The organism is Martinezella tropici (assembly GCF_008370325.1).
Taxonomy (GTDB): Bacteria; Pseudomonadota; Alphaproteobacteria; order Rhizobiales; family Rhizobiaceae; genus Rhizobium; species Rhizobium tropici_B.
Genome location: NZ_VNIP01000011.1, coordinates 322,678 through 340,468 on the forward strand (window position 1 = coordinate 322,678; position 17,791 = coordinate 340,468).

At 61.4% G+C, this 17,791-nt stretch carries 16 protein-coding genes; 9 read left to right on the forward strand and 7 right to left on the reverse strand.

Going from position 1 to position 17,791, the window contains the following annotated elements; all coding sequences use genetic code 11:
- The first annotated feature begins 6 nt into the window (after positions 1 to 6).
- On the forward strand, positions 7 to 1,251 hold the full coding sequence (locus FP026_RS22465; RefSeq protein WP_188112669.1) for an RNA polymerase sigma factor: 1,245 nt from the start codon (positions 7 to 9) through the stop codon (positions 1,249 to 1,251).
- Positions 1,252 to 1,266: 15 nt separating this feature from the next.
- On the opposite strand, the gene FP026_RS22470 is transcribed toward FP026_RS22465, so the two are convergent.
- Positions 1,267 to 2,235, reverse strand: coding sequence for a lysylphosphatidylglycerol synthase domain-containing protein (locus tag FP026_RS22470; protein WP_149636800.1), 969 nt, complete (start codon positions 2,233 to 2,235; stop codon positions 1,267 to 1,269).
- Positions 2,236 to 2,331: 96 nt separating this feature from the next.
- On the opposite strand from FP026_RS22470, the gene FP026_RS22475 reads away from it, so the two are divergent.
- Positions 2,332 to 3,351 carry a glycosyltransferase family 2 protein gene (locus FP026_RS22475; protein ID WP_149637176.1) on the forward strand — a complete coding sequence of 340 codons (1,020 nt, stop codon included), beginning with the start codon at positions 2,332 to 2,334 and terminating at the stop codon, positions 3,349 to 3,351.
- 50 nt (positions 3,352 to 3,401) lie between these two features.
- Positions 3,402 to 4,022, forward strand: coding sequence for an NUDIX hydrolase (locus FP026_RS22480; protein ID WP_149636801.1), 621 nt, complete (start codon positions 3,402 to 3,404; stop codon positions 4,020 to 4,022).
- Here the strand turns inward: FP026_RS22480 and FP026_RS22485 are convergent, their stop codons facing one another.
- On the reverse strand, positions 4,023 to 5,390 hold the full coding sequence (locus tag FP026_RS22485) for an aspartate aminotransferase family protein (RefSeq protein WP_149636802.1): 1,368 nt from the start codon (positions 5,388 to 5,390) through the stop codon (positions 4,023 to 4,025). It lies immediately after the preceding gene.
- 154 nt (positions 5,391 to 5,544) lie between these two features.
- On the opposite strand from FP026_RS22485, the gene FP026_RS22490 reads away from it, so the two are divergent.
- Positions 5,545 to 6,885 carry a glutamine synthetase family protein gene (locus tag FP026_RS22490; protein ID WP_149636803.1) on the forward strand — a complete coding sequence of 447 codons (1,341 nt, stop codon included), beginning with the start codon at positions 5,545 to 5,547 and terminating at the stop codon, positions 6,883 to 6,885.
- 5 nt (positions 6,886 to 6,890) lie between these two features.
- Here the strand turns inward: FP026_RS22490 and FP026_RS22495 are convergent, their stop codons facing one another.
- Positions 6,891 to 7,838: a diacylglycerol/lipid kinase family protein gene (locus FP026_RS22495; protein WP_149636804.1), complete on the reverse strand. Its 948-nt coding sequence runs from the start codon at positions 7,836 to 7,838 to the stop codon at positions 6,891 to 6,893.
- Positions 7,839 to 8,163: 325 nt separating this feature from the next.
- On the opposite strand from FP026_RS22495, the gene FP026_RS22500 reads away from it, so the two are divergent.
- Positions 8,164 to 9,381 (forward strand): MFS transporter, encoded by a 1,218-nt coding sequence (locus FP026_RS22500; RefSeq protein WP_149636805.1) that lies wholly within the window; start codon positions 8,164 to 8,166, stop codon positions 9,379 to 9,381.
- On the opposite strand, the gene FP026_RS22505 is transcribed toward FP026_RS22500, so the two are convergent.
- Positions 9,346 to 9,750 (reverse strand): winged helix-turn-helix transcriptional regulator, encoded by a 405-nt coding sequence (locus FP026_RS22505; RefSeq protein WP_149636806.1) that lies wholly within the window; start codon positions 9,748 to 9,750, stop codon positions 9,346 to 9,348. The genes FP026_RS22500 and FP026_RS22505 overlap by 36 nt on opposite strands.
- Before the next feature lie 104 nt (positions 9,751 to 9,854).
- On the opposite strand from FP026_RS22505, the gene FP026_RS22510 reads away from it, so the two are divergent.
- Together FP026_RS22510 and mgtE are read left to right on the forward strand one after the other, a co-directional pair.
- A complete protein-coding gene (locus tag FP026_RS22510) occupies positions 9,855 to 10,868 on the forward strand; it encodes a zinc-binding alcohol dehydrogenase family protein (protein WP_149636807.1) in 1,014 nt (337 codons plus the stop codon).
- 354 nt (positions 10,869 to 11,222) lie between these two features.
- Positions 11,223 to 12,596, forward strand: coding sequence for a magnesium transporter (mgtE, locus tag FP026_RS22515; protein WP_149636808.1), 1,374 nt, complete (start codon positions 11,223 to 11,225; stop codon positions 12,594 to 12,596).
- 48 nt (positions 12,597 to 12,644) lie between these two features.
- Here the strand turns inward: mgtE and FP026_RS22520 are convergent, their stop codons facing one another.
- Positions 12,645 to 13,118 (reverse strand): Lrp/AsnC family transcriptional regulator, encoded by a 474-nt coding sequence (locus tag FP026_RS22520; RefSeq protein WP_149636809.1) that lies wholly within the window; start codon positions 13,116 to 13,118, stop codon positions 12,645 to 12,647.
- Positions 13,119 to 13,262: 144 nt separating this feature from the next.
- On the opposite strand from FP026_RS22520, the gene FP026_RS22525 reads away from it, so the two are divergent.
- The gene (locus tag FP026_RS22525; RefSeq protein WP_149636810.1) at positions 13,263 to 14,177 is read left to right on the forward strand and encodes a DMT family transporter; all 915 of its coding nucleotides are present in this window, start codon (positions 13,263 to 13,265) and stop codon (positions 14,175 to 14,177) included.
- An 86-nt stretch (positions 14,178 to 14,263) separates the two neighbouring features.
- On the opposite strand, the gene FP026_RS22530 is transcribed toward FP026_RS22525, so the two are convergent.
- Together FP026_RS22530 and FP026_RS22535 are read right to left on the reverse strand one after the other, a co-directional pair.
- Complete coding sequence (locus tag FP026_RS22530) at positions 14,264 to 14,791, reverse strand: GNAT family N-acetyltransferase (RefSeq protein ID WP_149636811.1); 528 nt, start codon at positions 14,789 to 14,791, stop codon at positions 14,264 to 14,266.
- A gap of 6 nt (positions 14,792 to 14,797) precedes the next feature.
- Complete coding sequence (locus FP026_RS22535; RefSeq protein ID WP_149636812.1) at positions 14,798 to 16,462, reverse strand: electron transfer flavoprotein-ubiquinone oxidoreductase; 1,665 nt, start codon at positions 16,460 to 16,462, stop codon at positions 14,798 to 14,800.
- A 291-nt stretch (positions 16,463 to 16,753) separates the two neighbouring features.
- Here FP026_RS22535 and FP026_RS22540 point away from each other — a divergent pair, with 291 nt between their 5' ends.
- Entirely contained in the window at positions 16,754 to 17,542 is a 789-nt protein-coding gene (locus tag FP026_RS22540; RefSeq protein WP_149636813.1) for an SDR family oxidoreductase, read from the forward strand.
- The last annotated feature ends 249 nt before the right edge of the window (positions 17,543 to 17,791 follow it).

Consider the following 17,791-nt stretch of genomic DNA (forward strand, 5'->3'; position numbering starts at 1 on the left):
GTGTCGCTGAACCAGACCATAGACAGCATCTATCGCAGCCATTCGCGCCGCGTGCTGGCAACGCTGATCCGTCTGCTTGGTGATTTCGACCGGGCCGAGGAAGCGCTCCACGATGCTTTCGCGGCTGCGGCGCAGCAATGGACGGCGGAGACGATCCCGGCCAATCCCTATGCCTGGCTCGTCTCCGCCGGTCGTTTCCGCGCCATCGATCATATCCGGCGCCGGACCCGCTTCGACGCGGCCCGCTCGGACATTACAGACAGCCTTTATCCGGAGGGAGAGGCGATGGAAATCGCCGAAAACGAACAGATCGAAGACGATATGCTGCGGCTGATCTTCACCTGCTGCCATCCGCTTATCGCCTCCGAAGCACGCATGGCGATGGCGCTACGCGAGGTCTGCGGGCTGACGACGGAAGAGATCGCCCATGCATTCCTGATCCCGGCGCCGACCGTCGCCCAACGCATCGTGCGGGCCAAGAACCGCATCCGCGCCGCCCATATTCCCTATGAAGTGCCCGGCAAGACCGAGCTGCCGGAGCGTCTGGCGCAGGTGCTGCATGTCATCTACCTCGTCTTCAACGAGGGCTATTCGGCATCATCAGGCGCGGCGATCGTCCGCGCCGACCTTGCAGCCGAGGCCATCCGGCTCGGCAGGCTCCTGCTGCAGCTATTGCCGGATCCGGAGGTCGAAGGATTGCTTGCGATCATGCTGCTGCAGGATTCGCGGCGGCATGCTCGCACCGATGCCGCAGGCGATCTGGTGCTGCTTGTCGATCAGGATCGCATGCTCTGGGATCACAGCCAGATCAGCGAAGGCCTGACACTGTCGGCAAGAGCGATGGCGGCCGAAAGCGTCGGCAGCTATGCACTTCAGGCCGCGATCGCGGCGGAACATGCCCGCGCCGTGACCGCGGATGATACCGACTGGCGAAGGCTCGTGACGCTCTACGACCTGCTGCTGACGGCGAGCCCCTCGCCCGTGATCGAACTCAATCGAGCCGTGGCCGTCTCCATGTGCGATGGTCCGACGGCGGCACTTGCCATCGTCGATGGGCTGCTGCGGGAGGAGCGTATGGCACGGTATCATCTCACCCATGCCGCAAAGGCCGATTTCCTGCGGCAGCTCGGGCGTTCGGACGAGGCGCAGCGATCCTATGAAATGGCGCTTTCGCTCTGCCAGCAGGTGCCGGAGCAGGCATTTCTGCGCAAGCGCTTGGCCGAGCTTGACGATAAGACGACCCGACATTAAAGCGCGGTGCGATCTTTAAGGCGCGATTACGCGCTTGCGCGAGACCAGCAATCCGATCGCGGTCCCCGTCAGCGCCGAAACAACGATCAGCAGGTGAGCATTGATGCTGGCCTGAGCGAGATTTTCAATCGCCGCCTTCTCGCCCGAAGCACCGAAGGCCATAGCTCCGGCGGTGATGCCGGCCGGATAAGTGCCCACACCACCTGGTGCATGCACCGGCAAGACGGAGGACAGTTCACCGCCCAGCGCCCCGCCGAAGCTTGCCGAAAGCGGGGTGACGTTCATGAGGCCGAGCGCCCAGGCAAGCACGACGACCTTTACCAGCCAATTGACCACCGTCGTCAGCCAGGCACGCGCAAAGGCACCGGCATCGACCGGCAGGCCACGTTCAAGTTCATGAACCAGCCCTTGTGCCTTCTTCGGCAGGATGCGGGCGGCAAGGCGGATCAGCGGCCGGCGGGAGGCAAAGCCCGCAACGGGCAGCAGCAGGAAACACACCCATACGATCCAGGCCAAAATGCTGTAGGGCGAGGCAAGCGCAAGGCCAATACCGGCCGCGACCAGCAGCGCGTGTAGGTCGAGCAGCCGCATGACGAACAGTGCCGATGTACCGCGCGCCAGCGGAATGCCGAATTCCGAGCGCATCAGCACCGGGAAACTGGTCTCGCCGGTGCGGAACGGCATCATGATATTCAGCAGGTTGTGAACCTGCGTCACGCGGAACAGCGCCGCAAAATGGCCCGTGGTTTCCTTCGGGAAATAGTCGTAGATGCGCCAGGTGCGCAGGAAGTAGGTGCCCGTCAGAAGCGCCAGGGCGAGCAGGATCGGCAAGGCGCCGACCTTGCCCCATTGCGCCAGGATGGAACTCCATCCCCAGAACCATTCGATGAAAGCCGCATAAGCAAGAACGACCGCGAGCGTCAGCAGCGTCATTCGGTTGCGAATAAACCAATTCTGTCGGCTGGCAACCGTCGGAGTCTTCATGTAGTTAGGGCACCCAAAGGCGAGCGGAAGGCTGAAACCGGACTTCTCGCTCGTTTCGTCCGGCAGGTACTGCCGGTCTTTTAGGAGAAAGAAGTGTTGCAGACAACGGTAGAGTCGACCCTCCCCCAGGCCGATCCGGCGAGCCCTCTCGAGCTTTCGCTGGTCGTGCCCGTCTTCAACGAGGAAGAGAGCGTCGGACCGCTGATCGAGCGCATCTGTTCCGCCATGGCGGGCTTTGCCAAATCCTGGGAACTCATCCTGGTCGATGACGGCAGCACGGACGCGACGCTCGTCAATGCCCGCCGATCGCTTTCGCAAGAGGGACTGACGCTGCGCATCGTCGAGCTTCAGCGCAATTTCGGGCAGACCGCGGCCATGCAGGCCGGCATCGACGCGGCCAATGGCCGTCTCATTGCCACCATGGACGGCGATCTGCAGAACGACCCGAAGGACATCCCCTCGATGGTCGATGAGTTGGAACGCCGGCAGCTCGATCTGCTCGTCGGCTGGCGCAAGAACCGCCAAGACGGCCTGCTGCTGCGCAAGATCCCCTCCTGGTGCGCCAATTACCTGATCGGCCGCATCACCGGCGTGAAGCTGCACGATTATGGCTGCAGCCTGAAAATCTATCGCTCCTCCATCATCAAGCAGGTCAAGCTGATGGGCGAGATGCATCGCTTCATCCCAGCCTGGGTTGCCGGCGTCGTGCCGAGCTCGCGGATCGGAGAAGTCCCGGTCACCCACCACGCGCGCCAGCATGGCACGTCGAAATACGGGATTTCCCGCACCTTCCGCGTCATCCTCGATCTGCTGTCGGTGATGTTCTTCATGCGCTACAAGGCGCGGCCGGGACATTTCTTCGGCTCGCTCGGTTTAGGCCTCGGCGCGCTCGCTGCCCTAATCCTGCTCTGGCTCTTGATCGACAAATTCATCTTCGGCGACGATATCGGCAGCCGTCCGCTGCTCATGGTTGGCGTCGTGCTGCTGTTATCGTCGGTCCAGATGATCACCACGGGCATCCTCGCCGAGATGATCGCGCGCATCTACTACCGCGACGATCTCTCGCCGAACTACATCGTGCGCAAGATCTTCGATCGAGATCATCATGATGCATAGGTATCTTTCGTTTGTGCGCGGACCTATCCGCAACAGGAGCTGAACCGCGCATGAGCTCGAAAGACGCTATCGCAAGCCTGCTGTCCGACACCGCGGATCTTCCGTCCTGGCAGACGACGCGCTCGACGCATCTGGTTCATGATCGCTGGCTGAAAGTCCGAGCCGACAACTGTGTAACGGCCGAGGGCGTCGAGATTGCGCCCTATTACGTGCTGGAATATCCCGATTGGGTCGAGATCGTCGCGCTTGATGCCGAGGATCATATCTATCTCGTCCAGCAGTACCGTCACGGGCTTGGCGTCGTGGCGCTCGAGCTTCCCGGCGGGGCCGTGGATGCGAACGATGCAAGCCCGGTCGAAGCGGCAGCGCGCGAGCTGCGCGAGGAAACCGGCCTCGCCTCTGCCGATTGGAACTATGTCGGCAAGCTTGCACCCAACCCGGCCACGCATACCAACTACGCGCATATCGTCATTGCCCGCAATGTCGAGCTTGCCACCAAGCCGGCGGATGACCCGACCGAGCGCATCCGCTTGATCCGCATGCCGATCCGCCAGGCGATAGAGCTCGCGCTGGAAGGCAAGATGATCCAGGTCATCCATGTTGCGGCGCTGATCCTTGCCCTTCACAAGGCGGGCAAGTGGGACGTGCCTGCGTCATCAGGCAAGCTCTAGTTACGATTTCACTTCCGCCCAGACGGCATCGAGAGCGCCGCGTGCAATGCGCACCATGGCATCCACTTCCTCGTGGCTGATGATCAGCGGCGGCGAGGCCAGCATGCGGTCGCCGGTGGCGCGCAGCACCAGGCCATTCGCCAGGGCATGGTTGCGAACGGCTGAGCCGATCGCATCCGGTTTCACGGAGCGGCGGCGTGTCGATTTGTCCGCGGCGAGCTGCAGGCCGCCCATGAGGCCAATGCTGACGGCTTCCCCCACCATGTCGTGATCGGCAAGGCTGCCCCAGGCACCGGCGAAATAAGGACCGATATCGTCGCGCACGCGCTCGACCAGTCTCTCTTCTTCGATGATCCGCAGATTTTCGAGGGCGGCAGCCGCGCAGACCGGGTGGCCGGAATAGGTGAAGCCATGATTGAACTCACCGACTTCGTTGATCAGTACATCGGCGATGCGGTCGCTCACAAGCACGCCGCCGATCGGCAGGTAGCCTGACGATAGTCCTTTGGCGATCGGCGCGAGATCAGGCTCGACGCCGAAATGCTGATGGCCGAACCATGCGCCGAGACGGCCGAAGCCGCAGATCACTTCGTCGCAGACCAGCAGAATGTTCCTTGCCTTGCAGATGCGCGCGATCTCGGGCCAGTAGGTGGATGGCGGGATAATGACGCCGCCGGCGCCCTGCACGGGCTCGGCAACGAAGGCCGCGACATTGTCCTCGCCCAGTTCGTCGATCTTGGCTTCGAGCTCGCGGGCGATCTTCAGGCCGAACTCTTCAGGAGAGAGATCGCCACCCTCGGCATACCAATAGGGCTGGCCGATATGGACGACGCCCAAGATCGGCAGGTCGCCCTGCTCGTGCATGTACTTCATACCGCCCATGCTGGCACCGGCGACCGTCGAGCCGTGATAGCCGTTCTTGCGGGCTATGATAGTCTTCTTCGTCGGCTTGCCCACGGCAGCCCAATAAACCCTGGCCATGCGGAACCAGGTATCGTTGGCTTCGGAGCCGGAATTGGTGAAGAAGACGTGGTTGAACTGCGGCCCGGCATGGGCGCAGACTTCCTCGGCGAGAAGCGTCGCGGGCGTTGTCGTGGTGCCGAAGAAGGTGTTGTAATAGGGCAGCTCGTTCATCTGCCTCGTAACAGCATCGGCGATTTCGGTGCGGCCATAACCGATGTTCACGCACCAGAGGCCGGCAAATCCATCCAGATACTTCCGCCCTTCCGCATCGAAAATATAGACTCCCTCGCCGCGCTGGATGACGCGCGCACCATCGGCATTGAGCTTCTTCATGTCGGCGAAGGGATGAAGGTGATGGGCGGCATCGAGGGCGGCGAGATTGGAGCGGGTGGATTTATCGGACATAATTTATTCGAACCCTCTTTGCGATTGGCGTCTGTCAGGCAAGCCCGTCAATGTCGCGATAATGTGCGTGGCTCCGGACCGCAACGCGGCCAGACTTGACTGAAAGCTATCTTGGTTTACGACCATGCCGTGAGCATTGGGGATTTACAAGAGCATGGCGGCCGACAACGCAACCGAAGGTAACGCGCGCATCGAAGTGCTGATCTCGGACATGAACGGTCGGCTGCGAGGCAAGCAGATCCCGATTGCGGCCGAAAAGAAGGTCTGGTCCGGCGCCGTGCGGCTGCCGACCTCGACGCAATCGCTCGACATCTGGGGTTACGACAATGACGAGATTACCGGACTGTCGATGACGATCGGCGACCCCGATGGGACCTGCGTTGCCGACGAGCGCACGCTCGCCGATATGCCCTGGGCGCCACCGGGATCGAAGCAGGTGCTCGCCACCATGCATGAGCTCGACGGCAGCCCGAGCTTTCAGGATCCGCGCGCCATTCTTTCCGCAGTGATCGATCGCTACAAGGCGCTCGGCCTAACGCCCGTCATCGCGACCGAGCTGGAATTCTATCTACTTGCCGGCGACTGGCGCGATAGGGGCATCCCCTCGCCGCCGGCAGCCTTGACCTATCGGGGCGAACCGAACGGCTTTCAGCTCTACGACATGGACGCGGTCGATCTCCTCGACGATTACCTCGAAACGCTGCGCGCCTATGCAAGGGCGCAAAGGCTGCCAGCGGATGCGACGACGGCGGAATTCGGCCCGGGCCAATTCGAAGTGAACCTGCTGCATCGCCCGGACGCGCTGGCGGCGGCGGACGATTGCATCATGCTCAAGCGCGTAGCCGAGCAAGCCGCCCGCAAGCACGGCCTGAAATCGACCTGCATGGCCAAGCCCTATACCGACCATGCCGGCTCGGGATTGCATGTGCATGCCAGCATCATCGACAATCAAGGCCGCAATATCCTCGACGCGGAAGGCGGCGAACCGAAGAGGCTGAAGTCGATCTGCGCGGGGCTGCTGCAGACGCTGCAGGATGCGCAGCTGGTCTTTGCGCCCTATGCCAATTCCTATCGCCGTTTCCAGCCGGGCTCGTTTGCGCCCGTCGATCTCACCTGGGGCTTCGGCCATCGCGGCACCGCCGTGCGCATTCCCGAGAAGGATGGGCCGGGCGCACGCATCGAGCACCGTGTCGCCGGCGCGGATGCCAATCCCTATCTGATGCTGGCGGCGATCCTCGGCGGCATGCTGCTTGGCCTTGAGAACGAACTCGATCCCGGCGAGGAAACGACGCCGTCTCATGTCCCTGCCGAAGCGCCGCGGCTGACGCATGATTTCCTGACCGCCGTCGAGCGCTTCCGCGCCTCCGCCTTCATTGCCGACATTTTCGGAGAGCGGTATCAGAAGCTCTACGGCGATACGAAGCATAAGGAAGCGATCCGTCACCTGCGCACGGTTTCCGATTTCGATTACCGGACCTACCTGCCCCGTCTCTGAATCCGTCAAATAGCGACGCTGTCGACGGCGCCTTCGCGCGCAACGCTGGCGGCGGTTCCTTCGCGGACCATCACCTTGAGTTCGCCGGGATGGACCTTGAGCGTCACGTCGCGCTCAAGCGGCAGGAGCTCGCCATCCATGACGCAGTTTGCGAGGTGGCGCAGATTCGGGAAATGCAGATGCACCTCGGGCGCATGCATGACCATGACATCGTTGTTCTCGCGAACGCGGCCACGCAACATGTCGATGGCAAGACGAGCGACGCCGAGCGGCCGCAGCGGCTTTGCGGTGTAGAAACCCAGCTCGCCGCTGCGCAGGCTGTCGGCATAAAGCAGCGCATTGGCGCCGAAGGGATTGTTGGAAACGGAGATCGCCGAGACATGCCGGCGCTCGCGAATGCCGCCGACTTCGAAATCAACGTCGAATTCCGGCGGATTGGCGATGACGCCGAAGGCGGCGCGGGTGCTGGCGGACATCTTTCCAATGCGTGAGCGATAGGTATAGCCGTTGCGATAGCGCACCATGCGGGCATGCAGGCCGGCCGAGAACTGATGTACGAAGGCACGGCCGTTGGCGCTGCCGATATCGACATTGTCGACCTCGCCTGTCGCCAGCACGCCAAGCGTCTGCCAGATATCGAGCGGCAACCGCAGCGAGCGGGCAAAGAGATTCATGGTGCCGGCCGGAATGACGCCAAGGGCGACGCCGTTCTTCCAGGCGATGGCGGCAGCCGCCGAAATCGTGCCATCGCCACCGCCGGCGACGATCCCGTCGATGTCATCACGCCGCGCCGCGCGCTCCATCGCCGAGACGATGTTGCGGCCCTCCACGACCACGGCCTCGAAATCGTGGCCGGCGTCGCGGAAGACCTGCTCCGCTGTCCTCTCGTAGGCCATCATGTCCGTCGTGCGGAAAGTACCGCCATCACGATTGAAAAAGCCGATCAGTTTCATTGGGGCTCTCGGTTTTTCCGCAAACTTTTATTTCAGTAAGGGGCTGTAGAAGGCCCCGTGCGCTCTTTCACAAATGGTTCCGGACGAGGCGATTTCAAGAATCGCTGTCTCTCCTCGGATTGTGCAGCGCGCACTTATGCATCATGCGATATGCTGCACTGCAGAAAATGCACGCGACAGGAGTGCCGGCCTCATCAATACTTTCGCGCGAGGCATGTTCGTGCCCTTCCAGTTCCTTATTTCGTCCTGATGCATTGAGCGCCGGATGCGGGGTTCGCTGCCTGATCGCGGCACTTCGTCTTGGTGTGCCTCCCAAGGAGTTTCCGTGAGCGATATTTCCCTCGAGGCCCTCGATACCCCGACTTCCCTGGAAGCGCCGTCGCGAGCCGCCATTATGCTGGTGACCTTGGCTCTGGCCGTCGGCAGCTTCGGCATCGGCACGGGCGAATTCGTCATCATGGGACTTCTGCCCAACGTCGCCGACACCTTCGGCGTCACCACGCCGGAAGCGGGCCATGTGATCAGCGCCTATGCGCTCGGCGTCGTCATCGGCGCGCCTGTTATCGCTGTGCTTGCCGCCAAGATGGCGCGCCGCACGCTGCTCCTGCTGATGATGGCGATCTTTGCCGCCGGCAATATTTCCAGCGCCTTTGCGCCGACCTTCGAAAGCTTCACGGCGCTGCGCTTCATCACCGGTCTGCCGCATGGCGCCTATTTTGGCGTCGCGGCACTGGTTGCCGCCTCCATGGTGCCGGTCCACCGCCGCGTGCGTGCCGTCGGCCAGGTCATGCTTGGTCTCACGATCGCGACGCTGATCGGCACTCCGATCGCGACTTTCCTTGGGCAGCTTCTGAATTGGCGCGCAGCCTTCATGATGGTTGGTGCTATCGGCCTCACCACCATGCTGCTCATCGCCCTCTTCCTGCCGAAGGATAAGGTCGAGGAAGGCGCCAGCATCACCCGCGAACTTGGCGCCCTGAAGCGCATCCAGGTCTGGCTTTCGCTTGGAGTCGCCGCGGTCGGTTTCGGCGGCATGTTCTCCATCTTCAGCTATGTCGCGACGACGACGACCGAAGTGGCCGGCCTCGGCTCCGCCATGGTGCCGGTCGTACTTGCGCTCTTCGGCATCGGCATGAATGTCGGCAACATCGTCGGTTCGCGCCTCGGCGACATCTCGATCAAGGGCACGATCGGCGGCATGATGATCTTCAACATCATCGTCATGACGCTCTTCTCGCTGACATCAGCCAATCCCGTCATGCTCTGCATCTGTGTCTTCCTGATCGGCTGCGGCTTTGCCGCCTGCCCTGCCGTGCAGACCCGGCTCATGGATGTCGCCGCGGATGCGCAGACGCTTGCCGCAGCCTCCAATCACTCCGCCTTCAACATCGCTAATGCACTCGGCGCCTGGCTCGGCGGCCTGGTAATCTCATGGGGCTTTACGGCTGCCGCCACCGGCTATGTCGGCGCGGTTCTTTCCATCGGCGGTCTGGCGGTGTTCGCCCTTTCAGTTGGCCTGGAGCGCCGCGCCGGGCGCGCATGAGGCTCCAGCCGCCATCAGCTGCTGGCGACCGTCACCGCAGAAGACATTCTCCTCGCCCCATACCGCCATCGCCTTGATGATCGGCCCCAGGCTGGCGCCAAGCGGCGTCAGCGCATACTCGACATGTGGCGGCACCACCGGAAAGACGGTGCGTGACACCAGTCCTGATTCTTCCAATTCCCGCAATTGCTTCGTCAGCATGCGCTGCGTCACCGACGGCAGCTTGCGGCGGATTTCGTTGAAGCGCAGCGTTCCCTCCATGAGGTGAAACAGGATCACGCCCTTCCATTTGCCGTCGAGAAGGCTCAGCGTCGCCTCGACCGGACAACCTGGAAAATTTCCGACGAGCTTGGAGCGGGGAAGTGACATCGACAGTATCCTTTTTGTACCTACGTACAGAAATTGTGCATTCTTGCGCCTCTTGAGGATAATGCGCATCTAGCCTCTGTGCAACAAACCGAGGAGTTTCTCCCATGCGCGCAGTCGCCTACAAGCAACCACAACCCATCTCCGCAGAGACATCGTTGATCGACATCGAGCTGCCGACGCCCGAGGCAAAGGGCCGTGACCTGCTGGTCGAAGTGAAGGCGGTTTCCGTCAATCCGGTCGATATCAAGGTCCGCGCCAACGTCGCCCCGTCCGAGGGCGAGTACAAGATCATCGGCTGGGACGCGGCCGGCATCGTCAAGGCGGTCGGGCCTGAGGTCACGATGTTCAAGCCGGGAGACGAAGTCTTCTATGCGGGCGCCATCAACCGTGATGGGTCGAATGCCGAATTCCATCTCGTCGACGAGCGCATCGTCGGCACAAAGCCGAAGAGCTTGGATTTTCCGTCGGCCGCCGCACTGCCGCTGACCTCGATCACCGCCTATGAGGTGCTGTTTGACCGGCTGAAGGTGCAGGACCCCGTACCCGGCGCCGCCAATGCCGTCCTCATCATCGGCGGGGCCGGCGGCGTCGGATCGATCGCCATCCAGATCGCCCGCGCGCTGACCGATCTCACCATCATCGCAACGGCATCCCGCCCGGAAACGCAGGCCTGGGCCAAGGAGCTCGGTGCCCATCACGTCATCGATCATTCGAAGCCGCTTGCGCCGCAGATCGAGGCGCTCGGCATCGGCGCCCCGGCCTTCGTCTTCTCGACGACCAACACCTTGGATCACATCGGTTCAATCGCCGAAGCCATCGCGCCGCAAGGCCGATTTGCCCTCATCGACGATCCGAAGACGCTCGATGTCGTGCCCTTCAAGTGGAAGGCGATATCGATCCATTGGGAGATGATGTTCACCCGCCCCCTCTACAACACGGCCGACATGATCGAGCAGCACAAGCTGCTGACCCAGGTCGCGGAGCTGGTGGATGCGGGCAGGATCCGCTCGACCCTTACGGAGACCGCGGGCACGATCAATGCCGCCAATCTGAAGAAGGCGCATGCCCTCGTCGAGACCGGCAAGATGAAGGGCAAGGTCGTTCTCGCAGGTTTCTGAGCGATCGGCATTCATGCCAAGTCAGGCCGGGCGAATGTCGTCCGGCCGCTTTGTTTTAACGCATTTGCACCAGGTTTTGTTGCATCGCAAAAATTTGCAGCCGCCTAAACAAAATTTTATCGCAGGATCGAGTGTTTAGGCACGTCCGCCTCTTGACTTTTCATGCCTTCGGCGCGACTTCTCCGCACGTGGGGAACAGCGTTTTCCATACCGATCAACCGGAGTCATCTTTCGATGCCTAGCGACAGTAGTAGTCGATTGCCTTTGCCGTCAGTAGCATTCGTGCAGTAACCGACTCCTGTCGGCTCGCCACGATCCGCTACGACGGCGGATCGACCGGAAAGGCGAGCTATAATGAACATCAACAGCTTTCCCGTGCGGGCTGGCAATGCCGCTCGTGCATTTATCAATAACAATCGTGGCGTAACCATCGCCGAGCGTGTCGAGTCGCTGAATGCGCTTGGGGCATCCGAGGCTGCGCGCATCCTCGCCAAAATGCCGGAAGAGCGCGCCGTGCGCATTCTCGACCGGCCAGAACTTCGCAACGCGCCCGCCATCCTCGAAGTCATGAGCAATGGGGATGCCGCGCGGCTGCTGCACGGGATGTCCAACGACCGCGTCGCCGACGTGCTGCTCGAAATGGATGTCGAGGCACGCGCCCGGCTCTTCGCCACCTTCGACGAACATGCGCGGCTGGCGATCCAGGGCCTGATGGGCTATCCGCCGCGTACGGCCGGCGGCATCATGACGACGGAATTCGTCAGTGTTCTCGCCAGCTGGACCGTTGCGCAAACGCTCGACCACGTTCGCCAGGTCGAGCGCTCCCGCGAAACCGTCTATGCCATCTATGTGCTCGATGACGAGACGCATGTGCTGCTGCATGTCGTGACGCTGCGTCGCCTCATCACCGGCGAGCCCGATGCCTGTATCCTGACCGTGGCCCAAAAGGGCACGCCGGTCACGGCGCCGCCGCTTATGAAGCAGGAGGATGTCGCGCGCCTGATCCGCCGCCATGATCTGCTGGCGCTTCCGGTCGTGGACGACAAGGGTATGATGCTCGGCATCGTCACGGTCGACGACGTCATCGATACGATGATCGCCGATACAACCGAGGACGCCCAGAAGTTCGGCGGCATGGAAGCACTTGGCCAGCCCTACATGAAGATCAGCTTTGCCGGCATGATCCGCAAGCGCGCCGGCTGGCTCGCAGCCCTCTTCCTCGGGGAAATGCTGACGGCAAGCGCCATGCAGCACTTCGAGGGCGAGCTGGAAAAGGCGGTGGTGCTGACCCTGTTCATACCGCTGATCATGAGCTCGGGCGGCAATTCCGGTTCGCAGGCGACGTCGCTGATCATCCGGGCGCTGGCGCTCGGCGAGCTCAAGCTTGCCGACTGGTGGCGCGTCGCGTTCCGCGAACTGCCGACCGGCATCGTGCTCGGCGCGATCCTCGGCCTCGTCGGTTTCGCCCGCATCGTGCTCTGGCAGAATATCGGCCTGTTCGATTACGGCCCGCACTGGCAGCTGGTCGCCTTCACCGTCTTTGCGGCCCTGATCGGCATCGTCACCTTCGGTTCGCTTGCCGGCTCGATGCTGCCGTTCATCCTGCAGAAGCTGCGGCTCGACCCCGCCAGCGCATCGGCGCCTTTCGTCGCGACGCTGGTCGATGTCACCGGCCTGGTGATCTACTTCTCGGTCGCTCTGCTGATCCTCAGCGGAACGATGCTCTAAGGATAATCAAATCATCATCGTAAAAGGGGCCGGCAACGGCCCCTTTTTTTAATCCGGCACAGGCAATTTCAGCACGCCATTGGTCTTGATGGTTCGGATTGCGAAATTCGAGCGCAGGTCGACCACGCCTGGAAGGACCAGAAGCTTTTCCGACATTACCTTTTCGTAGGCGGCAAGATCTTCCACAACGACTTCCGCCAGGAAATCGGCCGTTCCCGAAATCAGATGGCAAGCGATGATTTCCGGAATGGCGAGCAGTGCTGCCTGCTGCGCTTCGGAATTTTCCTTCGAATGATGACCGACCTTGAGTTCCACGAAAACCGTCAAGCCCAAACCGGCTTCCTTGCGGTCGATATCGGCGCGGTAGCCGCGCAAGAGCCCTGATTTTTCCAGATTGCGAATGCGCCGCAGGCAGGGCGATGGAGAGAGGTTTACGCGCTCGGCGATCTCGACATTGGTCGCCCGCGCATCCTCCTGCAGGCAGTTGAGGATCGCAATATCGAATTTATCCAGTTTTAGCATATCTCGCAATCTCGATTGCCGATATTGGCAGATCATTGCTCATAGCATGACTTTTGAGCCATAACTAGCAAGGACATGCCTCGGCCTTCGGCGCTATCTTTTCCTCATTCGAAAGATAACCGGATCGTTGGAAAGGATATGTCGATGACCGCTTTGTCTCTCTCCACCCGCAAGGCAACACCCACCATGGTCGGCTATGCCGGCGCCGTCGTCACCGTTTTGATCTGGGCAAACTGGATCTTAGCCACGCGTCATACGGCCGAGACCGAAATGAGCACGATCGACCTTGGTCTGCTGCGCTATGGTGTGCCGGCGCTGGTGCTGGCCCCGGTCTGGTGGCGGACCGGCCTGCTGCCGAAGGGCGTGCCGCTGAAGCTGCTGGCGTTGATGGTCTGCGGCTCTGGCGCCCTCTTCTTCCAGCTGACCACGCTTGCCATTCAATTCACGCCCGCCTCCTCGGCCGGCATTTTGCTCGGCGGCTCCATGCCGCTGGCGACCGCCCTGATCGGCGTGCTGATCTTTCGCGAGCGGCTTGATATCACCCGCTGGCTCGGTCTTGGCGGCATCGTCGCGGGCGTCGTGATCCTACTTGCCCGCAGCCTCTATGGCGTACAGATCTCCTGGGATGGCTTCACGCTGCTGCCGCTTTCCGCAGTGCTTTGGGCAAGCTACACCCACGCCTTCCGCCGCTCCGGGCTGAATGCCGTGCAATCGAGCGCCATCATCGCCGCTTGGTCGTTCCTGATCCATGTCGGTCTAGCCGCCATCTTCGGCAGCTCGCTGACCTCGGTGCCGCTGCCGGAAATCGGCCTGCAGATCGTCAGCCAGGGCCTGCTGTCCGGCCTTGCCGCCACGCTGGCCTATGGCCTCGCCGTCCAAGCTCTCGGGGGCACACAGGCTGCAGCCTTCACCGCGATCACGCCGGTTCTCGCCACTATAGGCGGCGGCTTCCTGCTCGGCGAGGAAATCGGAATGGCCGGCATTGCAGCCGCAATCGTCACCGGAGCAGGCGTTGCTCTCTCCACTGGCCTGCTCGCTCGGAAAGCAGTCCAGCATTAAATCGCATCTTGCGGGAGATAGGGAGCGGTCCAGCGAAACACTGGACCGCTCTTTCTATTTGTTCCCACGCAATTTACGGGACTGGATCAAAAGCAAAGCGCCATTGCCACGCGTCTGGCCGGATCAGCACCGTGGGCAATTTCATTTTCCAGGATCTGCGTGAGAACGACCGGCCTTTCCTCATCATCGAGAATGCGAAATCCGATTGAGGCGTAAAAAGGCGCGTTGAAAACCACCTCGCGGTCCGTCGTTAGAGTGACGCCTGCCGCTCCTTGTGCCCTCGCCGCAGCAATGGCTGCTTCGATCAGGCGCCGCCCGACGCCCTTCTTCTGCCAGTGCCTGATGACATCGATCTCGGCGATGTAAACGGAGCAATCCTTGAGAAGGCCGGCCATGAAGCCGAACGGTTGATCCATGCCGTCGACGGCGACGAACAGCAATTGCTCCGACAGGGATTGTTGCAGGATCTCGAGAGGCAGCGACGTCGGCTCGCAGGCGACCGCACCCGCCTCGTGCAGAGCCCAAAAGGCATCCATCTCGATATCAGCAAGCAAATGCAGCTCATCGGCCCTGGCCGAACGGATCGTCCAGGCGCCTTGTTCGATCTCCGTCATCGCATCTCACATATTCGGATAGACCGGCCCCTCGCCGCCCTGCGGCGGCACCCAGTTGATGTTCTGGTTCGGGTCCTTGATGTCGCAGGTCTTGCAGTGGACGCAGTTCTGGGCGTTGATGACAAAGGTTTCCTTGCCGTCCTTCTCCACCCATTCATAGACGCCGGCCGGACAGTAGCGCGTGGAGGGGCCGGCATAGATATCGTGCTCCGACGACACCTGCAGCGCCATATCCCTGACCTGCAGATGCACCGGCTGATCTTCCTCGTGATTGGTGTTCGACAGGAACACCGAGGAAAGACGGTCGAAGGTCAAGACGCCATCCGGCTTCGGATAGTCGATCTTCTGGTGCTTGGAGGCCGGCTCCAGGCTCTGCGCATCCGTCTTGCCGTGCTTCAGCGTGCCGAAGAAGGAGAAGCCGAGGAGCTGGTTCGTCCACATGTCGAGACCGCCAAGCGCTACGCCGACCGCCGTGCCGAACCTCGACCAGAGCGGCTTGACGTTCCTGACGCGCTTCAGGTCCTTGCCGATGTCGGAAGCGCGCCATTCGTTCTCGATCTCGATCACTTCGTCGTTGCCGCGGCCGGCCGCAATCGCCTCGGCGATCCTGTCTGCCGCCAGCATGCCCGACAGCACCGCATTGTGGCTGCCCTTGATGCGGGGAACGTTGACGAAGCCGGCCGAGCAGCCGATCAGGGCGCCGCCCGGGAAGGTCAGCTTCGGCACCGACTGGTAGCCGCCCTCGGTGATGGCGCGGGCGCCATAGGAGATGCGCTTGCCGCCCTCGAAGGTGCCGCGGATCGCCGGGTGCGTCTTGAAGCGCTGGAATTCCTCGAAAGGATAAAGATAGGGGTTCTTGTAGTTCAGGTGCACGACGAAGCCGACGGCGACGAGATTTTCTTCCAGATGATAGAGGAACGAGCCGCCGCCCGTCTTCATACCGAGCGGCCAGCCGAAGGAGTGCTGCACAAGGCCCTTTTTGTGGTTCTCCGGCTTGACTTCCCAGAGTTCCTTGATGCCGATGCCGAACTTCGGCACATCGCTGTTCCGCGACAGATCGAACTTGGCAATGAGCTGCTTGGCGAGCGAGCCGCGCACGCCTTCGCCGATCAACACATATTTGCCTAAGAGCGCCATGCCGCGCGTGTAGTTCGGGCCAGGCTCGCCATTCTTCTCGATGCCCATATCGCCGGTGGCAACACCGATGACGGCGCCCTCGTCATTATAGAGCACTTCGGTCGCGGCAAAGCCGGGATAGATTTCGACGCCGAGGGCTTCGGCCTTTTCGGCCAGCCATCGACAGACGTTACCGAGCGAGACGATATAGTTGCCGTGATTGCTCATCAGCGGCGGCATCATGAAATTCGGCAGGCGGACGGAGCCGGCGGGACCCAGGAACAGAAAGTGGTCGTCCTTCACCTCGGTCTTGAAGGGATGCCCCTCCTCTTCGCGCCAACCCGGTAGCAGGCGGTCGATGCCGATCGGATCGACGACGGCGCCAGACAGGATATGGGCGCCGACCTCGGCTCCCTTCTCGAGCACGACGACAGTCAGATCCGGGTTGATCTGCTTCAGACGGATCGCAGCCGACAGACCCGCAGGGCCTGCGCCGACAATCACAACGTCGAATTCCATGCTCTCGCGTTCCGGCAGCTCGCTCGCGTCAGTCATTCATCTTCTCCGCTTGGCGGCGTCCGATGATATCGGATCACAGCCTTATCCCCTTGGGCGTCTTCCCCGTTTCGTTTATCTCTTGTCAAAACGGGAGAGGATTGTCGAGCCGGGAAGCGACAGGCAATCCTCCAATTCGTCCATCGCGAGAAACAAGGTAAATTACCCTTACGTTAACGTCAATATTCTGGAGGTATTTTTGCCATCCCCTGGAGCCTGACTTCCATAATCGCCTGATGGCGCTCTATAAGAGCCGATCGGAAATTGCAGATAGTATGAAGGGTGATCAAGATGGATCTTCGTATCGGCGGAAAGCGCGCGCTGGTGCTTGCCTCATCCAAGGGGCTCGGCCACGGGATCGCCGTGGCGCTGGCCCGCGAAGGCGTGAACGTTCTGCTCTGCGGCCGCAGCGGCGAAAGGCTTGACAGCAATTGCAAGGCCATCAATGCCGAAAGCAAGGGCCGCGCCGACTGGATCTGGGCCGACCTCAACGACGAGAACTTCGTTGATGTCGTCACCAAGGCTGCGACCGAGAAGCTCGGCGGCATCGACATTCTCGTCAACAATAGCGGCGGCCCGACGCCCGGAACGACCGAGGATATGACCGCCGACCGGCTGGAGACCTATTTCATCTCCATGGTGTCGCGGATCATCACACTGACCAACGCCCTCCTGCCTGATATGAAGGCGCAAGGCTGGGGGCGTATTCTCACGGTCGCCTCCTCCGGCGTCATCGAACCCATTCCCAACCTCGCGCTCTCCAACACACTGCGCCCAGCGCTGGCCGGATGGAGCAAGACGCTGGCGAGCGAAGTGGCGGCGCATGGCATCACGGTGAACATGCTTCTGCCTGGCAGTATCGCCACCGATCGATTGGCCGAGCTTGACACTGCCGCGGCCAAACGTGGGGGCCGGAGCCTGGAAGACGTCAGCGCCGAGCGCCAACAGCGCATTCCCGTCGGCCGCTATGGCCGTGTCGAGGAATTCGCTGCGACGGCCGCCTTCCTCTGCAGCGAACCGGCAAGCTACGTCACGGGAACGCTGGTCCGTTGCGACGGAGGAGCTGCGCGCTCCCTTTGAAGTCCCAACCACCAACGAAGAAGGGGCTTGATTAAACTGGCCCCGACAACACATTTGCGTGAGCGATGATGGCGCCTGCCATGAGGTTTGCGACCTGCTTCTCCACTATAAATACTGTATCCCGCCGCGCAGCCGTCCAATTATTACATAACGGCAATCAAAAAGTAGCCATTTGACTTTTTGCTGCACTGCACAAACAGAAGCAATCCCAAAGCTTTCCAAGCTTTAATTTTTCGTCCTGCCGAACTG